This window comes from Alloyangia pacifica (assembly GCF_900116195.1).
Taxonomy (GTDB): domain Bacteria; phylum Pseudomonadota; class Alphaproteobacteria; order Rhodobacterales; family Rhodobacteraceae; genus Salipiger; species Salipiger pacificus.
This window is the reverse complement of record NZ_FOZW01000002.1, coordinates 524,963-547,458: the sequence shown is the minus strand read 5'-3', so window position 1 is coordinate 547,458 and position 22,496 is coordinate 524,963. Positions and strand designations below refer to the sequence as shown.

The window sequence follows — 22,496 nt, the reverse complement described above, 5'->3', positions numbered from 1 at the left end:
CGCGAGGTCAGGCGACGTCCCGCACAACGGGCGCCCCGGCATAGGCGTGCTCGGCGCGGGTCTCGGCGAAGTTCCAGCGCGCGCGCAGCGCCTGCTGCCGGGCCATGTCCACCTCGGCCAACACGATCTCGTCGCCCATCGTTTCGGCGCGCGCCACGATCACCCCGTCGGGTCCGCAGATGAAGCTGCCACCGATGAAGGTGATGCCGTTCTCCACCCCGCCCTTGCCCGCGGCGATGGTCCACGTGGCATTGGAATAGGCCCCGCCGCAGATCGCCAGTTCCGAGGCGTGGCGGGCCTGCTCCAGCGTCGCGCCGTTCATCACCGGCGTGTTGTAGCAGACGCAAAAGAGGTCCGCGCCGTTCAGCATCAGGCTGCGCCAGCTCTCGGGGAAGCGTCGGTCGTAGCAGATCAGCCCGCCCGTGCGCAGTGGGACTTCGGTGATCCCCTCGACCGCATAGGCGGGAAAGCCGAGGTTGCCGGCCGCGAAGTAGCGCCGCTCGAGAATGTTCACCTCCTTCGCGGGGTCGGGCTCGACCTGCCCGGGGATATGCACCTTGCGAAACATGCCGCAGGTATGGCCGTCCGGCGCGATGAAGGTCATCGAGTTGTAGAGCCGCGCCTCGGAGGGTTCGGCGTGCGAGACGGAGAGCGCCAGCCCCAGCCGCTCGCACGCGGCGGCGATCCGGCCGAGCGCGGCTTCGGTCTCTCCGGCGTCGGTCCAGCGCGAGAGATCCTCATGCACCTCGGCGGCGAAATAGGGCTGCAGCGCCAGCTCGGGCAGCACGGCGAGCCTCGCGCCCTGCCCGGCCGCCTCTTCCATCAACGCGAGGATACGATCCGTGGTCTCGGCCATCGTCTCCGAGGCAGGCCCGAGTTGCAGGGCGGCGGCGGTGAATGTGCTCATGACCCTGCCTCAAGCGGATTTCTTCAGCGCGTCCGGCACGCCCATGATCTCGAGCGCGCGCGCCTCGTCGATCACGTCGCAAATCTTGAACTGCATGTCGAAGAGTGCGGCGGCATGGCTCATCTCGATCCGGTCGAAGACCCCCTCCTCGATCACCTGCATCTTGTAGCCGAGCGCCTCGCCGTCGACACAGGTGGCGCGCACGCAGCCAGACGTGGAATTGCCGACCACGAGGAAGCCGTCGATCCCCTTCTCCTTCGCGATGAGATGCAGGTTGGTATAGGCAAAGCACGAAGGCGTCTGTTTCTCGACGAGGATCTCCCCCTCGGCCATGGCGACCTCGGCGGGGATTTCCGAGCGCGGATCGGTGGCGGCAAAGACGCCGCCCTCGGCTCGGGCAAGACCGGTGTAGCCATGGAAGACGTGCTTGGAGTAGATCACCGGCATTCCGGCGGCGCGTGCGGCGGCGAGCAGGCGCTGCTGCGGCGGGATCGCCTTCCAGGCGTGCGGCCCGCAGGCACCGGGGAAGCGGTCAACCTGCTCGTGGATGGGGCGATCCTCGCCCACGGCGGTCACCTGCATGTCGATCACCAGCAGCGCGTTCACTTTGCCCGGCCCGTGCGGCTCGCGCAGGTTTTTGCGGGCGGCGATGAGCTTGCGGTCGTTCTCGGTCAGGAAGTCGTCCCAGGCGTGGGCCATGATGCTCTCCAGATTGTGCATGTTCTGCATGTGCGTCGGCGCGAGCCTAGGGCGGCGGGCGCTTTCGGAGCTACTGCGGAAATCTGCCCGCGAGGCTGAGGCTTTCTCAGCCCTGTACGGCTGCCCTGTCCAGCAGCGGCCAAGGCCCGAGGGACCGGCAAGCCCGCAGGGCGCTGAGATTTCCTGCGCTGGGGCTCTAGGAAAACTCCTTTGACCGCAGCGGCCCCGGCGGCGGATGCAGGAGCCATGACAGACGCTCCGAGCCACCTCCCGTCCGACGCCGCCGACGAGCCGCACGCCGTGCCGACCCGGTCGGAGCCGCACCGCATCGCCATCGCCTTCACCGTGGCGCTGGCCTTCCTGATGCAGGGGGTCGATACCACGCTGCTGACCATCGCCATCCCGCGCATCGCGCAGGATCTGCAGCGCTCGCCGCTGTCGCTGCACCTGCTGGTCACCGCTTACCTGCTGGCGCTGGCGGTCTTCATGCCGGTCTCGGGCTGGTTCGCCGACCGGTTCGGCGCACGGCGGGTGTTCTGCGGCGCGGTGGGGCTGTTCACGCTGGGCTCGGTGCTGGCGGCCTTCATGCCCAGCTTCGAGCTGATGATCCCCTGCCGCGTGCTGCAGGGTTTCGGCGGTGCGTTGATGACGCCGGTGGGGCGGATGATCGTGCTGCGCGCCTTCGGGCCGGAGCGCACGCTCGACGGCATGACCTGGCTGACCGTGCCGGTGCTGGTCGGGCCGCTGATCGGCCCGCTGATCGGCGCGGCGCTGATCGAGTTCTACCACTGGCGGCTGCTGTTCTTCGTCAACCTGCCGATCTGCCTCGCCGCCGTGCTCGGGATGCTCTGGCTGGTGCCGCCGCTGCTCGCGCTGCCGCGCGCCGAGATCGAGCGCTTCGACCTTGCGGGCTTCGCGCTGGCCGGGCTGGCGCTGGTGCTGTTCCAGCTCGGGCTCGAGGCGATCAGTCTCTGGGGCGCCGTCGGGCTGGCGCTGCTGCCGCTCTCCGCGCTGGTCTTCGCGCTCTACCGCCGCCACGCACACCGGGTGGCGCATCCGGCGCTGGTGCTCTCGCTCTTTGCTGGCCATCGCTTTCGCGTGGGCGTCATCGCCGGTGGCATCGGCCGGATCGGGCTCAATTCCACGGTCTTCCTGCTACCGCTCTTCTTGCAGCTCGCCATGGGCTTCCGACCGCTGCACGCGGGGCTCTTGTCGGCCATCGGTGCACTCGGCTCGCTGGTCTCGAAACCGCTGCTGAAGCGGCTCATCACCCGCCACGGCTACCGCCCGGTGCTGATTGCGCTGGCCCTGACCGGCAGCCTCAGTCTCGCCGCCTTCGCGCCGATCACCCCCGGCTGGCCGGTCTGGGTGATCATCGCGCTGGTCATCGCCTCGGGCGCGATCCGCACGCTCTTTTTCAACGCGGTCAACACGCTCACCTATGCCGGCGTGCCCGCGCGCCAGCTCTCACGCGCCACCGCCACCGCCGGGGTCTTCCAGCAGCTGACCATGGGGCTCGGCATCTCGATCGCGGCAATGCTGCTGCACCTGCTTCAAGGCGATACCCCCGGCCTCGAGCCGCAGCATTTCGCCGCCGCCTACCTGTTGATGGCGCTGATCCCGCTCTTTGCCCTGCCTTCGCTGCTGCGGCTGAACGAGGAGGGCGCACCGCTGAGAAAAACTACGCCCCCCGCCGAGAACAAGTCGATTGGCGCGGCGCGCCCGGTTGCCGACACTGATCCCAAGCTCGCCGGTCTGCGCAGCGATACGCCTGCCTGACCCGAAGCGCCCCCAGGAGCCGACCCAGATCGGACCGCCCAACAGAGAGAAAGGACCACCCATGACCCAGATCGGCGTCTTCCTTCCCATCGGCCGCCGCGGCTGGCTGATCTCGACCACCTCGCCGGACACCATGCCCAGCTTCGATCTGAACAAGGCGGTGATCCAGCGCGCCGAGCACTTCGGGCTCGACTTCGCGCTGTCGATGATCAAGCTGCGCGGCTACAACGGGCCGTCGCAATACTGGGTGCAGAACCTCGAGAGCTTCACCATGATGTCGGGGCTCGCCGCGGTGACCAGCCGGATCAAGCTCTTCGCCTCCTGCGCGATGCTGACCCTGCCACCGGCGCTGACGGCACGCATGGCGGTGACGCTCGACTCCATCGCGCCGGGCCGGGTCGGGGTGAACATGGTGACCGGCTGGCAGCCCAAGGAATACCAGCAGATGGGCATCGAGCTGACCCCCGAGCATTTTGCCCGCCGATATGACTACGCTGCCGAATACGCACAGGTCATGCAGGGGCTGTGGCGCGACGGGCGCTCGGACTTCAAGGGCGACTTCTTCCAGATGGACGACTGCATTCTCGAGCCGCGTCCGACCAATGGACACATTCCGATCGTCGGCGCAGGCCAGTCCGAAAAGGGCATGGAGTTCGTTGCCAAGTACGGCGATTACAACTTTGTCGGCGCCGGCGGCGACATGAACAACACCAGCGCATCGAAGGAGATGGTCGCCAAGGTCAACGCCGCCGCCGAGAAGCACGGCCGCGACACCGGTGCCTTCCTGCTGCTGATGCTGATCGCCGACCGCACCGAGGAACTCGCCTTCCAGAAATGGGAGCTCTACAAGCAGGGCACCGACATCGAAGCGCTGGAGTGGCAGGCGGCGCAGGCCGGTCAGGACAAGGTGGCCAAGGACGGCTCCACCGCAGCCAACCTCGTGCGCGCCATCAAAAACCCGCAACCCACCGGCATGCTCAAGCTGATCGGCAGCTACGAGCAGGTCGCCGCCATGCTCGACGAGATTGCCGAGACCCCGGGGCTCAAGGGCATCATGCTGACCTTCGACGATTTCGTCATCGGCATGGAACAATTCGGCCAGTACATCCAGCCGCTGATGAAGACCCGCAACGGCGCAGGCCGCAAGACCTCCTTCGCGGCCTGACCGCGCAAGAGCCACCACCACTCACGCAGACCCCGCCCCGGACAGCCTGCCTGTCCGGGGCTTTTGCGTCCCCGCCGCCCCCGGAAAGCCCATCTGAGCGGCACCGGGACAAATTCATCCGTTCCATTGCCGCGCAACTTCTGCAAACGTGATTGCAATAACAGCCGCCGGGACTGACACATGGCGGATCGGGACACAGAAAACAAAACCCGAGCAACCACAGAGAGGTACATCATGAAACTCACCGCAGCCGCGTTCTTGACGCTGACCACCGCGCTTGCCGGCGCCGCCTCGGCCGAAACCTGGGACATGCCGATGGCGTACCCGGCCAACAACTACCACACCGAGAACGCGCAGACCTTCGCGGACGCGGTCAAGGAATGCACCGGCGGCGAACTCGAGATCGTCATCCACGCCGGTGGCTCGCTGTTCAAGGGCGACGAGATCAAGCGCGCCGTGCAGCTCGGCGAGGCACAGATCGGCGAGCGCCTGCTCTCGGCCCACGCCAACGAGAACGCGGTCTTCGCCTACGATTCCATTCCCTTCCTCGCCACCTCCTTCGAGGCCTCCGAGAAGCTGCGCGCCGCCGCAGAGCCGGTGCTGGCCAAGGTGCTCGAAGAACAGAACATCGTACCGCTCTACTCGGTGCCGTGGCCGCCGCAGGGTCTGTATTTCTCCAAGCCGGTCGAGAGCCCCGAGGCGATGGAAGGCACCAAGTTCCGTGCCTACAACTCGATCACCGCGCGCGTCGCCGAGCTCGCCGGCATGGTGCCGACGCAGGTGGAGGCCGCGGATCTGAAGCAGGCGCTGGCGACCGGTGTCGTGTCGGCGATGATCTCCTCGGGCGCCACCGGCGTCGATGAAAGCGTCTGGGAAGACATGACCAATTTCTACGACGTCAATGCCTGGCTGCCGCGCAACACGGTCTTCGTCAACAAGGACGCGCTCGACGGCCTATCCGACGCGGCCCGCACCTGCGTGCTCGACGAGGCGGCCGCCGCACAGACGCGCGGTGCCGAGAAAGCCGCCGAGCTTGCGGGCGGCTTCGTCAAGACGCTGGCCGATAACGGCATGGACGTGAACCCGCCGAGCGAGGCGATCAGCGCCAAGCTGCAGGAGATCGGCAAGACCATGACCACCGAGTGGCTGGAAAACGCCGGCGAGAACGGCAAGGCCATCGTCGACGCCTACGAAGCCCAGTAAGGACCGGCCCGGCCGGTGCAGCGCGCACCCCAGCTCTGACCGGGGTGCGCTTCCTGTCCCTTCCGGGGGTGCGGGCCCGCCGGCCGCCGATACGGCTATGACTGCAAAAACCGACATGGAAGGCCGCGACGCGATGATAGCAGGCAAGACCTTGCGCCGCCTCACCGACGGGCTCTACACCCTCTCCGGTACCGGGGCCGCGCTGGCGCTGGTCTCGATCCTCTGCCTCGTGGTCGCCCAGATGACCACCCGCTGGCTCGGCATCCTGTTCCCGGGCGGCGCGAATTACGCCGGCTACGCCATGGCCACGGCATCCTTTCTCGCGCTGGCCGACACCTTCCGCCGCAACGAGCACATCCGCGTCGGCATGCTGGTCGAGCGTGGCGGCGCCTTTCGTCGCGGCATCGAGATCTGGTGTTACACGGCTGCGGCTGCAGTGGCGCTGTTCTTCGCCTGGTACGCGGTGCAGACCCCGATCCTGAGCCACAAGATCAACGACATCAGCCAGGGCCAGGACGGCACGCCGCTGTGGATCCCGCAGATCGCCATGGCCGTCGGCGCGGTGCTGCTGGCCATCGCGGTGATCGACAGCCTGCTCGGGCTGCTGTTCACAAAGCAGATGGGCGTCGACACCCCGCGCCAGCCGATGCTGCGCGATGCGCTCGGCTCGGTGAAGGCGCGTCTGGCGCTCTTTGCGCTGTCGGTGCTGGTGCTCTACGCTGCGATCCACCTGATGACCGGCTTCGATCGCGACGCGGTGGGACTGAAGATCGGCGTCTTCCTCTTCGTGATGTTCTTCCTGCTGGGCTCGGGCCTCTGGGTCGGGCTGGCGCTGATGGGGGTCGCCTACATGGGGATGATCGGTTTCACCCCGCGCAATCCCGGCAGCTCGATGAGCATCACCGTCTGGACCTCCTCGTCGAGCTGGACGCTGACCTCGCTGCCGCTGTTCATCTGGATGGGAGAAATCCTCTACCGCACAAGGCTGTCCGAAGACATGTTCAAGGGGCTAGCGCCCTGGCTCTCGCGCTTTCCGGGGGGATTGCTGCATTCCAACGTGGTGGGCTGCACGGTCTTCGCGGCGGTCTCGGGCTCCTCGGCGGCGACGCTGACCACGGTCGGCAAGATGTCGATCCCCGAGCTGCGCAAGCGTGGCTATCCCGAGTTCATGATCGTCGGCACGCTGGCGGGCGCAGCGACGCTGGGCTTGATGATCCCGCCCTCGCTGACGCTGATCGTCTACGGCGTCACGGTGCAGCAGAGCATCACCGGCCTCTTCATGGCGGGCGTCATCCCCGGCATCGTGCTCGCCACCATGTTCATGGCCTACATTGCGATCTGGTCGGTGGTCCGCAAGGACCAGGCACCCGAGCCAGAGCCGCACACCACCTTTGCCGAGAAGCTGCGCGCCTCGACCCTGCTGATCCCGGTGATCGCGCTGATCCTCGTGGTCATTGGCTCGATGTACCTCGGCGTCGCCACGGCGACCGAGGCGGCGGCCTTCGGGGTGATCGGCGCACTGGTGCTGGCGGCGCTGCAGGGCTCGCTGAGCTGGGACGCCTTCCGCCAGAGCCTGATGGGAGCCACCCGCACATCGGCAATGATCGCGCTGATCCTGATGGGGGCAAGCTTCTTGACGCTGGCCATGGGCTTTACCGGCGTGCCGCGCGCGCTGGCCGGGGTGATCGCCGCGTGGGAGCTCTCGCCGGTGGCGCTGATCGCGGCGCTGACGGTCTTCTACATCATCATCGGCATGTTCCTGGATGGCATCTCGGCAGTGGTGCTGACCATGGCGATCATCGAGCCGATGATCCGCGCGGCGGGCATCGATCTCATCTGGTTCGGCATCTTCATCGTGGTGGTCGTCGAGATGGCGCAGATCACACCGCCGGTGGGCTTCAACCTCTTCGTGCTGCAAGGGATGACCCGCCACGACATGAGCTACATCGCCCGCACCGCGCTGCCGATGTTCATGATCATGGTGCTGATGGTGGCCGTGCTGGTGGCCTTCCCCGGCCTCGCCACCTGGCTGCCGGACATGGTACAGGCCAAGCAATGAGTTCTGCCGGGAGCGCCCGCCGCGCTCCCGGCCCCTTCCCCGAGGTGACACATGTCCCCCTTCATCGGCATCCTCAGCCTGGACACCCGCTTTCCGCGCATTTCCGGCGACGCCGGTAATCCCGAGAGCTACCACCTGCCCGCCCGCATCCGCGTGGTGCCCGGTGCAGGCAGCCCGGACATCGTGCGCGACGGCAGGCCGGCACCCGAACTGGTAGCCGCCTTCAAGTCAGCCGCCGAAAACTTGGTGTCCGAGGGCGCCTGCCTGATCACCTCGACCTGCGGCTTCCTGATCACCGTGCAGCGCGAAATCGCGGTGTCATTGCCGGTGCCGGTGGTGCTGTCCGCTCTGTGCCTCCTGCCGATGGTGCGCCAGATGGTCGGGGGCCGCCCGGTGGGGGTGCTCACCGCCTCCGCCTCGGCGCTCGGTGCGGGGGCAATACGCGCCGCCGGTACCTCGCCGGAAGACGTGCGGATCGGCGGGCTGCAGGACAGCGCGCTTTTTTCGGGGACCTTCCTGGCGCTCAAGGACGCGCAGCACGCCGCCTTCGATCCCGATGAGATGCAGGCCGAGGTCTGTGGTGCCGCCGAGGCGCTGCTCGCCCGGTCCCCGGACATTGCCGCCATCGTCCTCGAATGTGGCAACCTGCCACCCTACGCGGAGGCAATCCGCCGCGTCACCGGCAGGCCGGTCTTTTCCATCCTCGACGCCGCGAAGCTGGTCAGCGGCACCTAGGCCAACGACGGGTCTGCCGGGCACAGCGCGTCGAGCTGGCTCACGTCCTTCAGCACCGACGCCAGGATGCCGCGCACTGCGGTGCGCCGCAGCAAAGCCTGCCCCGCCTCGTCAAAAAGCTCCGGCCCGAAGTTTGTCGAGAAGGTCGCGCGGTTCGCGACGTTGAAGAAGCTGACGGCGCTGATCTGCCAATGCAGCGCCACCGGCGAGATGTCCTCGCGGAACAGCCCTGCCTCGCAGCCCGCCTTGCAGATCCGCTCGACCACGCCGATGGCGCGCTCGTTCTTCGCCGCCAGCGCGTGCATCTTCTGCATGTGCCGCGCCTCGTGGATGTTCTCGATCATCACGAGCCGGATGAACTCGGGGTTGCGAGAGTGGTGGTCGAAGGTGAATTCCAGCAGCGCCCGGAGCGCAACGTCCGGGCGCAGCCCCTCCAGATCGAGCTCGGACTCGCCGCCCCGCACCTCGGCGTAGCAGTCCTCGAGCACCGCCTCGTAGAGCGACTGCTTGTCCTGGAAATAGTAGAAGATCATCCGCTTCGAGGTTTTCGTGCCTGCGGCGATGTCTTCGATTCGGGTCCCTGACAGGCCCGACCGGGCAAACTCGGCCCTCGCAACGCGCAGGATGTCGGCTTTCACCGCCTCCGGATTCTGTTTCCATTTCCGCGACTTCTCGCGAGTTTCCATGGATTGCCTCCTGCTCCTTAGCTTTGCCGTAATCCTACATTTTTAACCCGCGGGTTCAATTATCTTGACAATTTAACCCATGGGTTCAATGTTACGACAAATTAACCCGGAGGTTCAAAGCCTCAACGGGCAGACCGCGGACCAGCGGCACATGGCGAAAGAAGCGGGAGGAGACCGCCTTGTATAACGCGCAAACACGGGAAGACTGCCTGCTTGCCGGCCTGATCGGACAGGGCATCGCGCTGTCGCGTACCCCCCTCATGCAGATGCAGGAAGCCCGCGCGCAGGGCCTCTTCACCACCTACAAGAAGCTCGACATGGACGCGCCCGAGCGCCGGGACATGACCCTGGCGCAGATGGTGCAATCGGCCGAGGCCGCGGGCTTCGATGGCCTCAACATCACCTACCCCTACAAGATCGACGTGATCCCCCTGCTCGATGAGCTGAGCGAGAACGCCCGCGCCGTGGGCGCGGTGAACACCGTGGTCTTCCAGAACGGCAAGCGCATCGGCCACAACACCGACATGTGGGGCTTTGCCGAAAGCTTCCGCCGCGGCCTTGCCGGCGCGGAAACGGATCACGCGGTGCTGCTGGGGGCCGGTGGCGCAGGCGTCGCCGTCGCTCACGCGCTGGCGGATTGCGGCGTGAAGAAACTGTCGATCTTCGACACCGATCCCGCCCGCGCCGAGGGGCTGGCAAAGCTCGTCGCCTCGAACCGCCCGGACGCGCAGACGCAGGCGGTCAGTGACCTCGCCGAGCTCTTTGCCGAGGACAAGCCGAACGGCGTGGTCAACGCGACTCCCATGGGCATGGCGAAGCTGCCGGGAATGGCGATCGACGAGACCCTGATCGACGAAAGCCTCTGGGTTGCCGACATCGTCTATTTCCCGCTGGAGACACAACTCATCGCGACCGCGCGCGCCAAGGGCTGCCGCGTCCTGCCGGGATCCGGCATGGCCGTGTTTCAGGCGGTTCGCGCGTTCGAACTGTTCACCGGGCGGCCCGCCGACCCGGTACGTATGAAGGCGACGTTCGATGCCTTCGACCAGCCCGCGCAAGACGCGGCCAATACGAAACGCTAAGGGAGGAACTCATGCGTTCGATCACCAAGACCCTTCTCGCGGTCACCGCGCTCTGCGGCAGCCTTGCCGCCACCACCGCCGGGGCACAGACGCTGCGCGTCGCCCACGTCGACCCGGACGACTGGACCGGCTCGAAGAAGGGCGCTGCGGCGCAGATCTTCAAGAACATCGTCGAGAGCGAGTCGGACATGACCGTCGAGCTCTTCCCCGCCGGCGCGCTCGGCAACGAGGACGAGCTGGTGGCCCAGGTGCAGGACAACCTGACCCAGGTTGCACTGGTCTCTGGCGCCATGTCCAAGGTCTGCCCGGCGGCCTCGGTGCTCGACATCCCCTACACCTTCTCCTCGGCGACCGTTGCCTGGGACGTGCTGGACGGCCCCTTCGGCGACGAGCTGGCGCAACACTGCCTCGAACAGACCGGTCTGCGGACGCTGGCTTACGGCGAGACCGGCTTCCGCAACTTCACCAACAACACCCGCGAGATCAAATCGCCCGCGGACATGGAAGGTCTGAAGTTCCGCGTGCAGCCGATCCCGCTCTACGTGGAGATGGTCAAGGGTCTCGGCGGCGAGCCGACCCCGATCGCCTGGACCGAACTTCCGAACGCCCTCTCGACCGGCGTAGTCGACGGCCAGGAGAACCCGGTCGGCGTGATCTACAACAACGGCCTGCACAAGCTGCAGAAGTACATGACGCTGGACGGCCACGTCTACGCTGCGGACTTCATCGTGATCTCGGACGAGTTCTATGACATGCTGGAACCGGCGCAGCAGGAAGTGATCTCCAAGGCCGCCCGCGTGGCCGGCACCATGGGCCGCGCGATCCAGCAGTGGAACACCGCCGAGGGCGTCGGCAAGGCGCAGGCCGAGGGCATGCAGGTCTATGCACCGACTTCGGACGAAATCGCCGCCTTCGCCGAGAAGGCACAGCCCGCGGTTGTCGAATACCTGCGTGGCGAGCTGGGTGACGATGCAGAATGGATCGACCGTCTGCAGTCCGCTGTCGCAGACGCCACCCAGTAACCCCGCATGACATCCGGCCGGGCCCGCCCTGCGTGGCCCGGCCTCTTCTTTGGAGGAGCCAAGATGGATCGTCTCATCCGCGGCGCACGGTGGGTCTTCGCCTTCGGCGCAGGTCTCAGCATGGCGCTGGTCTTCATCATCATCTTCGTCAATTCGCTGCGGCGCTACGCCGTCGGGCGATCCGTCCCGTGGGGGGAGGAACTGCCGATCTACCTGACGATCTACGGGGTGATGTTCGGTCTTGCGCTGGCCTATCTTGGCGATAACCACATCCGCTTCACCGTGGTCTCCGACATGCTGCCAAAGCGCGTCCGCCACTGGTTCTTCGTTGCCGCAGACGCTGTCGGCGTCGCAACGGGCATCGCGCTCGCCTACGCCGGGCACGTCTTTGCCCTGCGCCGGGGCGACGTCGCCTCCTCCGGGCTCAAAAGCACTGCCGACGCCCTCGCGCAGAGCACCGGCATCGAGGCGCTCACCTGGCTCGGCAAGGTCGGCCCCTATCAATACGCCATCGCCTTCGGCGGCGCGCTCCTTGCGATCGCGGCGGCGCTGAAACTCATGCAGCGGCTCTCGGGCCGCGCCGAGGAGGTCTGATCCATGGTCTACATCATCCTGATCGGCGGCCTGCTGGCCGGTGCCCCCATCGCGGTGGCGATCCTCGCGGCACTGCTGTTCTTCATGGGCACCGGCGAGGCACCCTACACGCTGCGCATCGTGCCGACCGAGATCTTCAAGGGTCTCAACTCCTTCCCGCTGCTGGCCATTCCGCTCTTTGTGCTGGCCGGCGAGCTGATGAACGAAAGCGGCATCACGGGACGCATCATCGCCTTCGCCAACGTGCTGGTGGGCCGCATGCGCGCCGGGCTCGCGCTGGTGAACATCTGGGCCTCGGTGATCTTCGCGGGCCTGTCGGGTTCGGCCGTGGCCGACACTTCGGCGATCGGCCGGGTGTTCATCCCCGAAATGGAAAAGCACGGCTATGACCGCGCCTTCGCCGCGGCGCTGACCGCCGCCTCTTCGGTGATCGGTCCGATCATCCCGCCGTCGATCCCGGTGATCATCTACGCGCTGATCGTCTCGGGCGTCTCGGTACCGGCGCTGTTCCTCGCGGGCGTGATCCCCGGCATCCTGCTGGCGGTGTTCCTCTCGGCCTACGTCATGATGACCGTCAAGGTCGACAAGGGCCACGAGGCGGCGGGCATCGGCGGTCCGTCGAACGGCCAGGCGCTGCTGCAGGGCATCCTGCCGCTGTTGATGCCGGTGCTGGTGGTGGGCTCGATCCTGCTGGGCATCGTCACCCCGACCGAGGCCGCGAGCTTCGCCGTGGGCTACGCGCTGATCCTCGGCCTCTTCGTCTACCGCAACATCCGCCTCTCGGCCCTGCCGAGGATCTTCTCGGGCGCGATGCGCGACAGCGCGGTGATCCTGATCATCATCGCGGCGGTCTCGGCGGCGAACTGGCTGCTGACCTACAACCGCGTGCCCAACATGCTGACCGACTGGGTGCTGGCCAACGTCGACAGCAAGACCACCTTCCTGCTGGCCGTCATCGTGCTGTTCCTCTTCGTCGGCCTGTTCCTTGAAGGCATCGCGGCGATGCTGGTGCTGGTGCCGATCCTGCACCCGATCGCCGTGTCGATGGGCGTCGATCCCACGCACTTCGGCATTCTGGTCATCTTCAACCTGATGATCGGCCTGATCACCCCGCCGCTGGGCCTGTGTCTCTTCGTCGCCGAAGGGGTGGCAAATGTGGGCATGGCCAAGCTCATCCGCGCGATCATGCCCTTCTTCTTCGTCGAGGTGCTGGTCTTGTTCATCCTGACATTCGTACCGCAGACCGTCATCTGGCTGCCGCGCGTGCTCGGCTACTGAGGAGGCACTCCCCATGAAAACCGCGATCGCCACCGTCTCGATCTCGGGCACCCTGCCCGAAAAGCTCGAAGCCATCGCCGCCGCTGGTTTCGACGGCGTGGAAATCTTCGAGCAGGATTTCATTGCCCATGATGGTGGCGCGCGGGATGTGGGACGGATGATCCGCGACCACGGGCTGGAGATCCCGCTGTTCCAGCCCTTCCGCGATTTCGAATGCCTTCCCGAGCCGCTGCGGTCCAAGGCCTTCGACCGCGCCAAGCGCAAGTTCGACGTGATGCAGGAGCTGGGGACCGATCTGATCCTGATCTGCTCGTCGGTGCATCCCCGCTCGCTCGGCGGCATCAAGCGCGCCGCGGACGACCTGGCCGAGCTTGGCGAGATCGCCAGGGAGCGCGGCATCCGTCTCGGCTACGAGGCGCTGGCCTGGGGCCGCCATATCAACGATCACCGCGACGCCTGGGAGATCGTGCGCCAAGCCGATCACCCCAATGTCGGGATCATCCTCGACAGCTTCCACACGCTGGGTCGCAAGCTCGACCCGGAGTCGATCCGCGCGATCCCCGGCGAGAAAATCTTCTTCGTTCAGCTCGCCGACGCCCCGGCCATCGAGATGGACCTGCTCTACTGGTCGCGCCACTTCCGCAACATGCCCGGCGAGGGTGATCTGGACGTGCAGCGTTTCATGCAGGCAGTCATGGCAGCCGGCTACACCGGTCCGATCAGCCTCGAGATCTTCAACGACCAGTTCCGCGGCAGCAACGCCCGCGCCACGGCGCAGGACGGCTACCGTTCGCTCATTGCGCTGATGGACGATGTGCGCCGCGCCGAGCCGGAAACGAAGATCGACATGCCCGCCATCCCGCCGCGCGTGCGCGCCGAGGACGTGAGCTTCGTCGAATTCGCCGCCCGCGATGGCGAGGTCGAGACCTTGACCGCCATGCTGCGCACGCTCGGCTTCCGCAACGCCGCCAAGCACCGTAACAAGGCGATCACCCTCTGGCAGCAGGGTGACGTTCGCATCGTGGTGAACTCCGAAACCGAGGGCCACGCCGCCCACGTCTGGAACACCCGCGGCCTGTCGGTCTGCGACATCGGCCTGCAGGTCTCCTCGGCGCAGGATACCGTGGCCCGCGCGAACGCGCTCGGCTCGCCGACCTTCTCGCAGCCCACCGGGCCGGGCGAGCTGGCGATCCCGGCGATCCGCGGGCTCGGCGGCTCGGTCCTGCACTTCATCGACGGCACCAGCGGCCTCGGAGAGGTCTGGGACGTGGAATTCGAGGCGATTCCGGGCAGCAAGGACGAAGGCGCGGGCATCACCCATGTCGACCACCTCGCGCAGACCATGTCCTACGAGGATATGCTGAGCTGGACGCTGTTCTACAGCGCGCTCTTCGACATGCGCAAATCGCCGATGGTCGATGTGATCGACCCCGACGGGCTGGTGCGCAGCCAGGTGGTGGAAAGCGCGGCGGGCCGGCTGAAGATCACCCTCAACGGCGCCGAGACCCACCGCACGCTGGCTGGCCGCTTCCTCGCCTCGACCTTCGGTGCCTCGGTGCAGCACATTGCGCTCTCGACCGAGGACATCTTCGCCACGGTGGCACGGATGCAGGAGCTCGGCTTCCAGCCGCTCCCGATCCCGGGCAACTACTATGACGACCTCGCAGCACGCTTCGACATGCCCGAGGGGCTGCTCGAGAAGCTGCAGGCCGGCAACATCCTCTACGACCGCGAAGGCGAGGCGGAGTTCTTCCAGGTCTACAGCCGCGCCTTCGCAGGCGGCATGTTCTTCGAGATCATCCAGCGCGGACCCGGCTACAAGGGCTATGGCGGGCCGAACGCGCCCTTCCGCATCGCCGCGCAGAAGCGCCTCGGGCCACCCAAGGGGATTCCGCAAGCCTGAGCCTGACCGTGACGCCAAATGGAAACCTCCGGACCAGCAATGGTCCGGAGGTTTTGCATTTTCCACGATGTCCGGGGCGATCAGCCGCCGAAGCTCTCGATGAAACGCCGCTTGATGTCGGCACCATCGCAGTTCAGCGCCACACCGATGTCGGGACGCCCCGTGGCCCGGCGCGTGCGTCCGACCTCCGGTCCCTCCAGAACCACGTCGACCGGCGTGTGCTCCAGCCCGACGAGGTTCGGCATCACGCAGGCCATGACCGCCAGCGGATCGTGCAGGCCGCAGCCCTCGGCACCGACAGTGCGGTAGAACTCGAGATAGAAGTGGCTCATCTCGCGCAGGAAGGCCCCATGCTCCGGGTCGCGGCGTTCGAGCTCCTCGAAGTCCGCGGCAGTCAGCAGCACTTCCATCGTCACGTCGAGCCCGATCATGCGGATGTTCGCTCCGCTCTGCAGCACGATGTCGAGCGCATGCGGGTCGTGGTAGGTGTTGGCCTCGGCGTAGGGGGTGATGTTGCCGCGCGCGTCGAGCGCCCCGCCCATGAAGACAATCTCGCGCAGGTTGCCGGCAAACTCCGGATCGAGCGCGATGGCATCGGCGACATTGGTGATCGGACCGATCGGGCAGAGCACCAGCTCGCCCTTGTGCTCGCGCGCCATACGCACGAGGAACTCGGCGGCGCTCTCCTCGATCTTCGTGCCCTGCGGCGTCATCTCGGGCAGGTGGCCGAACCCCTCGGGTCCATGCACATGGTGGCTCGGGGTGAAGGGCGGCAATGCCATAGGCTTGGCCGCGCCCTCTGCCACGGGAATGTCGAGCCCGGCGCGCTCGACGAGGTAGAGCGCATTGCGCGTCGCCTGCGCCACGGTGACATTGCCGAAAACCGTGGTCAGCCCGAGCAGCTCGATCTGCGGATGCGCCGCGGCGTAAAGAATGGCCAGCGCGTCGTCGACCCCGGGGTCGGTATCGATGATGAGTTTCATGTCTGCGTCCGTCTCGAAGGGCCGGAGCAGCACCCCGGCGAAATACCGGACCGCTTTACCCTTCCGCGCGGCGCAAGGGAACCGGAAGCGCCACGCAGCGGCGAAAGCGCCCCTACCCGGCCGGAACGAAGGCGGCGCGCAGCGCCTTGCGGCGGATCTTGCCAAAGCCGTCACGCGGGAGCGTGTCGCAGATGCGGAAGACCTTGGGCACTTCCTGCGGACCGAGCTGCGCGTGGCAGAATCTCCGCAGGGCGGTCTCTTCCAGCGAGCAGCCATCCTTGGGCACCACGCAGGCGATCACCCGCTGCCCCCACTCCCGGTCATCCACCCCAAAGACCACGGCGTCGCTCACCTCCGGCGCGCGCAGGAGCACGGCCTCGACGGTTTCCGGATGCACCTTCACGCCGCCAGTGTTGATCACGTCATCGCGCCGCCCGCCGAGGTAGAGGTAGCCCTCGTCATCCAGCCAGCCGACGTCGCCGATGCTCTGGAACCCGTCGGCATCTCGCTCCGGTGCGGGGGCATCGGGGCCGGTGTAATGGCTGCGCCCCGACAGATCGTCGGGCCGCATGAAGATCTCGCCCGGTGCGCCTGTGGGCTGCAGCGCGCCGTCCGGGCCATAGATGCGGATCTCGGTCTCGAAGCCGCGCCCGACGGAGCCCTGATGCGCCAGCCACTCGCTGCCGGTGATCGTGGTCTGGCCGGTGTTCTCGCCCGAGCCGTACATCTCGGTGACCCGCTCCGCACCGAGCACGTCGATCCAGGCCTGCTTGAGCCATCCCGCGCAAGGCGCGCCTGTGTGGTAGAGCGCATGCAGGCTGGACAGTGTTGCGCCACTTTCCTCGAGCCGGTCGATCATCCGCACCATCATCGTCGGCACCAGCATGGCAAAGCCGACCTCGTATTGGTCGATGACCCGCAGTGCGCGCACCGCGTCGAAACGCTCCATCAGCACCAGCCGGTTGCCTTCGAAGAGGCCGTTCTGCGCCCAGGTAAAGGGCGCGTTGTGAGACATGGCCCCGCAGACGAGCTGGGTCTGGTCGCACCGGAAACCGAGGCGCGGCGCGACACGGCCCCAGCTCGCGCCCGGCACGCGGGTGAAGGGCCGGTCGTCGCACATCATCTTGGGCAGGCCGGTTGAGCCCCCCGAAAGCACGATCTTGCCAGGGGTCGAGACGCGATCCTCGACCGAGGTTTCGGGCAGACCGTTCGCCAAAGCCTCGAACTCGGACAGCGAGACATCGCCCAGCCCGTCGCCCTGCGCCACGACAAGCGCCGCGCCGCTGCGCGCCTTCATGGCGGCAGCGGTCTCGGTCTTGATACCGGGATCGAGCACCATGGTCGTCGCCCCCACGCGCCAGACCGCAATGGCCAGCGCGAGATGGGCGGGTATGTTGCCGAGGGCAAAGGCGACCACGTCGCCCTGCCGCACGCCGCGCGCCAGAAGCGCGCGGGCATAGCGGTCGGCCATGGCATTCAGCCCGGCCCAGCTCAGGATCTGCGCCTCGCCCTGCGCGGGCAGGAAGCGCACCGCCTCGGCGTCACCGCGTTCGGCGGCGAGTTGGCGCAGGCGCGCACCAAAGCTGATCGGGGTCTTGGTCATGGCCGTGTCCTTGGTCGGAGTGGTATCGGAGTCTCAGACTTCCTCGAAGAGGATCTCCTGCGCACCTTCCCACAGCACCTTGGGGCCGATCTCGGCCAGCTTGTCGAGGTTCGAGGTCAGGGTCATGAAGTGGTTCCCCGCCAGCTGCCCCATCTTCGAGGCGAAATGCACGCCGCCGTAGGCCAGCAGGATCTCGGTCTCGGAGATGCCACCCGGGTAGAGGATGAACTGTCCCGGCGCGGGGTAGCTCGTGTGGTTCTCGTAGTCGACGCCGAAATCGGTCTCGCCGAGCGGGATCCAGACGCCCTCGCCCGACCAGCGCACGTGCACCACCTGGCTCTTGTAGGGCATCTGCGCCCGGAAGGCGGCGACGGTCTTGGGCGCGGCGGCCTCCTCGAAGCGCGCGTCGAATTCTATGCCCGCGATGGTGACTTTAAGCTTGGTCATTGGAAGGTCCTTGAAAGAGGTCAGTCGATGAGCCCGAAGAGCCGCGGCAGGAAGAGCGACAGGTCGGGAATGAAGGTCACCGCGATCAGCATGGCGAAAAGCCCGGCGAGCGGCCAGCCGAGGCGGCGCGACACCTGCAGCACGGTGCGGCCCGCGACGCTGGACGAGACGAAGAGCGACACGCCGTAGGGCGGCGTCACCGTGCCGATGGCGCAGTTGAGGATGACGAGCAGCGAGAAGTGCAGCGGGTCCACGCCCATCTGCGCGGCAATGGGCGCAAGCACCGGCACGATGATCAGGATTGCCGCGATGGTCTCGAGGAACATGCCGACGAAGAGGAACAGCAGGTTGGCGATGATCAGGAAGACCACTTGGCTCGACGAGACGCTGGCGATCCAGTCGCCGAGGATGCGCGGCACGTTGGCGTTGGCGATAAGCCACGAGAACACGCTGGCGGTGCCGATGATCAGCATGACCGCCGCCGAGAGCGAGGCGGTGCGTAGGATCAGCCCGGGCAGCGCCGAGAGCTTGAGGTCGCGGTAGACGAAGGCGCCGACGAGCAGGCCGTAGAAGCCCGAGACCGCGGCGGCCTCGGTCGGGGTGAAGATGCCTCCCAAGATGCCGCCGAGGATCAGCACCGGCATCCCCGCGGCGGGCAGCGCCGCCCAACCGGTGCGGCCAAGGCGCGCCATGGTGAAGGGCTCGGCGTCGCGGTAGGTCTCGCCGCCCTTCCTCGCCTGGAAGTAGGCGATGAGCATCAGCATCACGATGCACATCAGCCCCGGCAGCACGCCGGATACGAAGAGCGCGCCGATCGACACGTTGGACACCACGGCGAGGATCACCATGGTGAGGCTCGGCGGGATCACCTGCGCAATGGATCCGGCGCAGGCGATCAGCGCCGCGCCGAAGTCCACGTCATAGCCGCGGCGGCGCAGCTGCGGCTGCATGATTGCCGAGATCGCCGCAGTGTCGGCCGAGCCGGAGCCCGAGATCGCCGCGAGGCCCGCGGCGGCCACGCAGCTCACCTGGTAGAGGCTGCCGACCACCCAGCCGATCAGCGCCGAGGCAAAATCGACGATGCGGCGCGAGATCCCGCCGGCATCCATGATCACCCCGGCAAAGACAAAGAAGGGAATGGCCATCAGGGTGAAGGAATTCAGGCCCGCAAAGACCCGTTGACTGACGATGGCGACGGGCACGTCGGTGGTGGTGACCAGCGCCAGCACAGCCGAGGCACCGAGCACAAAGACCACCGGCACGCCGAGAGCGAGGAGGAAGACGAAGGCGGCAGCGATCACGAGCATCAGAGTGCCTCCTCGGCGTCGGGTTCGGGCGGCGGGAAGGGATTGTCCCAGCGCTGGATGACCGAGAGCAGCACCTCAAGCACCATGTAGCCCGCGCCGAAGGGCAGGCAGAGATAGACGTATTTCATCGGGATGCGCAGCGCCGGCGAGCTCTGGAAGGAGCCCATCTTCAGCAGCGGCAGGCTGCCCCAGGCGAGCGTCGTCAGAAAAGCGGTGATGACCAGCGCGATGGCGATCAGCGCCACGCGCGCCAGCGGCAGCGGCAGCTGCGCGGGCAGCATGTCGATGGCGACGTGCTGGCCCTTGGCCACGGCCACCCCTGCGCCCATCAGCACCAGCCAGATCTGGCTGAAGGTGGCGATCTCGGTGGCCTGCGCGATTGAATAGTTGAAAACGTAGCGCCCGCCGACCTGCACCAGGACCGAGATCATCATCACCGTGAAGAGCAGGATCACCACGCCCGAGACGACGTGGCGCAGGGCAAGGCAGAGGCGTTCGAGAAGGGCGAACATGGGCGGTCTTTCTTGCGGGCAGTCAGAGGAGAGGCCCGGCCGCGGAGTGGGCGCGGCCGGGCAGTTGGGTCGAGCCTAGGGAGATTACTCGACCGATTTCAGCATCTCGAAGATCTTCTTCTGGGTGTCGGTCTCGAGATATTTCTGCTGCACCGGCGCGGCGGCGGCGCGGAAGGCCTCGACGTCCGGGTGGGTGATGTTCACGCCGGCCTTCTCGAGGTCCTCGAAACGGGCGTTGTCCGAGGCGAGATAAGTGGCGCGCTCGGCCTTGCCGGCCTCGAGGCCCGCCTCGTCAAGCGCGGCCTGCACGTCCTCGGGAAGCGCTTCATAGGCGGCCTTGCCCATGATCACCGGAGCGACCAGTTCCAGCCAGCCGACCACGGCCCAGTCGGGCGCGACCTCGTAGAACTTCTGCGAGTAGAAGTTGGTGTTGGCCGCTTCCGCACCGTCCACCACGCCGGTCTCGATCGCGCCGTAGAGCTCGGTGTAGGCGATCGGCGTGGCGTTGGCGCCGAAGGCGTTGAAGGTGTCCACATGCGCAGGGTTCTGCATGGTCCGGATCTTCAGGCCAGCCATGTCGTCGAGCGATTCAATCGGCTTCTTCGTCATGATGTGCCGGGTGCCGGCCGAGAAGACCGACAGCAGGTGGAAGCCCTGCGCATCAAGCGCGGCGTCGATCTCTGCCAGCACTTCGGGATCGCTCAGCGCGCGGTCCATCTGCGCGGCGTCGTTGAACAGGAAAGGCAGCGAGAAGACCGAGAGGTCCGGGACGAAGTTTGCCAGCGTCGAGTTGGCGGTCACGGCGATGTCGACGGTGCCGATCTGGGTGCCCTGGATGCTTTCCATCTCGTCGCCGAGCGTGGCGTTGTCATAGACCTCGATGGAGGCCTTGCCGCCGGATTTCTCTTCGAGGATCTCCGCCATCTTGCGCATGCCGACGCCATAGGGCTCGTCGGCATTGGCGTTGTGGCTGGCCTTGAGGGTGATCTCCTGCGCGAAGGCGGGAGCGGAGACGAGGGTCGCGCCGAGCGCGGCGCAGAGGGCGAGGTTGGTGAGTTTCATCTGGGTTTTCCCTGTTGGGGTTTCTCTCTGTTGGGGCGGATGTTGTCCCCCGGCAGGACGCCGGGTTCAGGCCTCCGCCAGCAGCCCGAGATTTCGCATGATGGTTTCCAGCTCGGCGCGCTTGGCCTCGGGCAGAGGCAGGCGCGGGGCGCGCGGATCGCCCATCGGCCGGCCGATCATCTGCATCGCGGCCTTGGTGGCCGAGACATAGAGGTCGCCCGCCAATGCGTTGATCAGCGGCAGGCTATTGACGTAGAGGTCGCGGCCCTCTCCCGAGCCGTCGACCGTCCGCTCGAAGGTCTGTGCCGAGAGTTTCGGGGCGATGTTGGACATCACCGAGCTGTAACCCTCGGCACCTGCAAGATAGCTTTCCCACGGGTAGTAACCGGCAAAGACGGTCATCCGGCCCTGACAGGCCTCCAGCAGCTCGGTCACCCGGTGCACGTTCTTCGACGTGTCCTTGATGTAGGAGATGTTGTCGACTTCCGAGAGCCGGCCCACCAGCGCCGCGCTCAGGTCGACGTTGGCGGTGAAGGGGTTGTTGTAGAGCATCACCGGGATCGTGAGCGCTTCGGCAACGCGGGTAAAATGCACGACCAGCTCTTCGTCGGTGGGCGACGAGTAGTAGGGCGGCACCAGCATCACGCCGTCGGCACCCAGCAGCTCTGCCTCGCGGCTCAACGACACAGCCTCGTCGGTCCATTCGGCGGCGGTGCCGATCAGCACGGGCACCCGGCCCGCCGTTTGCTGGATCACCACCTCGGCGACCGCCGTGCGTTCTTCGCGGGTCAGCGACAGGAACTCACCGGTGCTGCCGAGCGGGATGAGGCCGTGAACCCCTTCCTCGATCTGCCAGTCGACGTAAGCGCGCAGCGCCTCGAGATCGACGCGGCCCTCGGCGTCGAAGGGCGTGACGCAGACGGTGTAGCTCCCCTTGAAGGTCATTCGTGTCCTTTCCGGCATTCCGTTCGCCGATCCAAATTTCTTGCAGTCACGTTTGATCTGATCAGATAATGAGTCAACTCATCGACCCCGCATCGCGCCTGTCGGCGCCACTTCCCCCTAGGAGACTCATCATGCCCTTCATCGAGATCATCGACCGCGACGCGACCGAAGAAATACGGGAGGTTGCGACGAAAGGCATGACTGATGGTCTCTGCCAGGCGTTCGGGATCAAGCCGGAAATCGTCACCTGCTATTATTTTTCGGCCCCCAACTATTCCTACGGACATGCTGGAAAATATGGCGAAAACGCTGAAAACTTCCGCATGTTCATAAAAGTACATGCCTTCCCGAGGGCGCAGGAGGCGAAGGAAAATGCCGCCCGCGCGATCACCGAGGCGGCGGCGCGCGCCTATGGGGCCTCCCCCAAGGATGTCATCGTCTACTTTTTCGACCGCGCGCCCAGCGACGCCTTCCATGCGGGTGTCGCCTCGACTTGACCGGGCGGTATCAGCCTGTGTAGCTCAT

Annotated in this window: 21 protein-coding genes and 1 pseudogene; 12 read left to right on the top strand and 10 right to left on the bottom strand. The window is 66.4% G+C overall.

All coding sequences use genetic code 11. From position 1 onward, the window contains the following. Positions 1 to 7: 7 nt before the first annotated feature. Complete coding sequence (locus BM397_RS07070) at positions 8 to 907, bottom strand: nitrilase-related carbon-nitrogen hydrolase (protein ID WP_092420364.1); 900 nt, start codon at positions 905 to 907, stop codon at positions 8 to 10. A 9-nt stretch (positions 908 to 916) separates the two neighbouring features. Then, positions 917 to 1,606: a cysteine hydrolase family protein gene (locus BM397_RS07065; RefSeq protein ID WP_092420622.1), complete on the bottom strand. Its 690-nt coding sequence runs from the start codon at positions 1,604 to 1,606 to the stop codon at positions 917 to 919. Between the two features lie 246 nt (positions 1,607 to 1,852). On the opposite strand from BM397_RS07065, the gene BM397_RS07060 reads away from it, so the two are divergent. The 6 genes and pseudogenes from BM397_RS07060 (at position 1,853) to BM397_RS07040 (ending at position 8,547) form a co-directional block, all read left to right on the top strand. Next, on the top strand, positions 1,853 to 3,385 hold the full coding sequence (locus tag BM397_RS07060) for an MFS transporter (protein WP_092567370.1): 1,533 nt from the start codon (positions 1,853 to 1,855) through the stop codon (positions 3,383 to 3,385). A 61-nt stretch (positions 3,386 to 3,446) separates the two neighbouring features. After that, positions 3,447 to 4,550, top strand: coding sequence for an LLM class flavin-dependent oxidoreductase (locus BM397_RS07055; protein WP_092420357.1), 1,104 nt, complete (start codon positions 3,447 to 3,449; stop codon positions 4,548 to 4,550). 234 nt (positions 4,551 to 4,784) lie between these two features. Continuing rightward, a complete protein-coding gene (locus BM397_RS07050) occupies positions 4,785 to 5,753 on the top strand; it encodes a TRAP transporter substrate-binding protein (protein ID WP_092420354.1) in 969 nt (322 codons plus the stop codon). A 97-nt stretch (positions 5,754 to 5,850) separates the two neighbouring features. After that, positions 5,851 to 6,348 (top strand): annotated as a pseudogene (locus BM397_RS29635) (TRAP transporter small permease); the annotation flags it as partial. Between the two features lie 138 nt (positions 6,349 to 6,486). Continuing rightward, on the top strand, positions 6,487 to 7,812 hold the full coding sequence (locus BM397_RS07045; protein WP_245695972.1) for a TRAP transporter large permease: 1,326 nt from the start codon (positions 6,487 to 6,489) through the stop codon (positions 7,810 to 7,812). 51 nt (positions 7,813 to 7,863) lie between these two features. Beyond that, a complete protein-coding gene (locus BM397_RS07040; protein ID WP_092420348.1) occupies positions 7,864 to 8,547 on the top strand; it encodes an aspartate/glutamate racemase family protein in 684 nt (227 codons plus the stop codon). Here BM397_RS07040 and BM397_RS07035 read toward each other — a convergent pair. After that, positions 8,544 to 9,233 (bottom strand): TetR/AcrR family transcriptional regulator, encoded by a 690-nt coding sequence (locus tag BM397_RS07035; RefSeq protein WP_092420345.1) that lies wholly within the window; start codon positions 9,231 to 9,233, stop codon positions 8,544 to 8,546. The two genes, BM397_RS07040 and BM397_RS07035, sit on opposite strands and share 4 nt — an antisense overlap. A 179-nt stretch (positions 9,234 to 9,412) precedes the next feature. Here BM397_RS07035 and BM397_RS07030 point away from each other — a divergent pair, with 179 nt between their 5' ends. The 5 genes from BM397_RS07030 (at position 9,413) to BM397_RS07010 (ending at position 15,112) form a co-directional block, all read left to right on the top strand. After that, the gene (locus BM397_RS07030) at positions 9,413 to 10,315 is read left to right on the top strand and encodes a shikimate dehydrogenase (protein ID WP_092420342.1); all 903 of its coding nucleotides are present in this window, start codon (positions 9,413 to 9,415) and stop codon (positions 10,313 to 10,315) included. Between the two features lie 11 nt (positions 10,316 to 10,326). Beyond that, complete coding sequence (locus BM397_RS07025) at positions 10,327 to 11,337, top strand: DctP family TRAP transporter solute-binding subunit (protein WP_092420339.1); 1,011 nt, start codon at positions 10,327 to 10,329, stop codon at positions 11,335 to 11,337. Between the two features lie 63 nt (positions 11,338 to 11,400). Continuing rightward, positions 11,401 to 11,931, top strand: coding sequence for a TRAP transporter small permease (locus tag BM397_RS07020; RefSeq protein ID WP_092420336.1), 531 nt, complete (start codon positions 11,401 to 11,403; stop codon positions 11,929 to 11,931). A 3-nt stretch (positions 11,932 to 11,934) separates the two neighbouring features. Next, positions 11,935 to 13,209, top strand: coding sequence for a TRAP transporter large permease (locus BM397_RS07015; protein WP_092420333.1), 1,275 nt, complete (start codon positions 11,935 to 11,937; stop codon positions 13,207 to 13,209). Between the two features lie 13 nt (positions 13,210 to 13,222). After that, entirely contained in the window at positions 13,223 to 15,112 is a 1,890-nt protein-coding gene (locus tag BM397_RS07010) for a bifunctional sugar phosphate isomerase/epimerase/4-hydroxyphenylpyruvate dioxygenase family protein (RefSeq protein ID WP_092420330.1), read from the top strand. Positions 15,113 to 15,192: 80 nt separating this feature from the next. On the opposite strand, the gene BM397_RS07005 is transcribed toward BM397_RS07010, so the two are convergent. The 7 genes from BM397_RS07005 to BM397_RS06975 all read right to left on the bottom strand — a co-directional run bounded on the left by BM397_RS07005 (position 15,193) and on the right by BM397_RS06975 (position 21,971). After that, positions 15,193 to 16,095, bottom strand: coding sequence for a nucleoside hydrolase (locus BM397_RS07005; RefSeq protein WP_092420619.1), 903 nt, complete (start codon positions 16,093 to 16,095; stop codon positions 15,193 to 15,195). A 112-nt stretch (positions 16,096 to 16,207) separates the two neighbouring features. Beyond that, positions 16,208 to 17,698: an AMP-binding protein gene (locus BM397_RS07000; RefSeq protein ID WP_092420327.1), complete on the bottom strand. Its 1,491-nt coding sequence runs from the start codon at positions 17,696 to 17,698 to the stop codon at positions 16,208 to 16,210. A 33-nt stretch (positions 17,699 to 17,731) separates the two neighbouring features. Continuing rightward, positions 17,732 to 18,145 carry a DUF3830 family protein gene (locus BM397_RS06995; protein ID WP_092420324.1) on the bottom strand — a complete coding sequence of 138 codons (414 nt, stop codon included), beginning with the start codon at positions 18,143 to 18,145 and terminating at the stop codon, positions 17,732 to 17,734. A gap of 20 nt (positions 18,146 to 18,165) precedes the next feature. After that, a complete protein-coding gene (locus tag BM397_RS06990; protein WP_092420321.1) occupies positions 18,166 to 19,452 on the bottom strand; it encodes a TRAP transporter large permease in 1,287 nt (428 codons plus the stop codon). Continuing rightward, positions 19,452 to 19,964, bottom strand: a complete 513-nt coding sequence (locus BM397_RS06985) for a TRAP transporter small permease (protein ID WP_092420318.1) — start codon at positions 19,962 to 19,964, stop codon at positions 19,452 to 19,454. Before BM397_RS06985 ends, BM397_RS06990 begins: the two co-directional genes overlap by 1 nt. Positions 19,965 to 20,048: 84 nt before the next feature. After that, the gene (locus BM397_RS06980) at positions 20,049 to 21,026 is read right to left on the bottom strand and encodes a TRAP transporter substrate-binding protein (RefSeq protein ID WP_092420315.1); all 978 of its coding nucleotides are present in this window, start codon (positions 21,024 to 21,026) and stop codon (positions 20,049 to 20,051) included. A 66-nt stretch (positions 21,027 to 21,092) separates the two neighbouring features. Continuing rightward, a complete protein-coding gene (locus BM397_RS06975; protein WP_092420312.1) occupies positions 21,093 to 21,971 on the bottom strand; it encodes a dihydrodipicolinate synthase family protein in 879 nt (292 codons plus the stop codon). 131 nt (positions 21,972 to 22,102) lie between these two features. Here BM397_RS06975 and BM397_RS06970 point away from each other — a divergent pair, with 131 nt between their 5' ends. Beyond that, positions 22,103 to 22,468 (top strand): tautomerase family protein, encoded by a 366-nt coding sequence (locus BM397_RS06970; RefSeq protein WP_092420309.1) that lies wholly within the window; start codon positions 22,103 to 22,105, stop codon positions 22,466 to 22,468. Positions 22,469 to 22,496 lie beyond the last annotated feature (28 nt).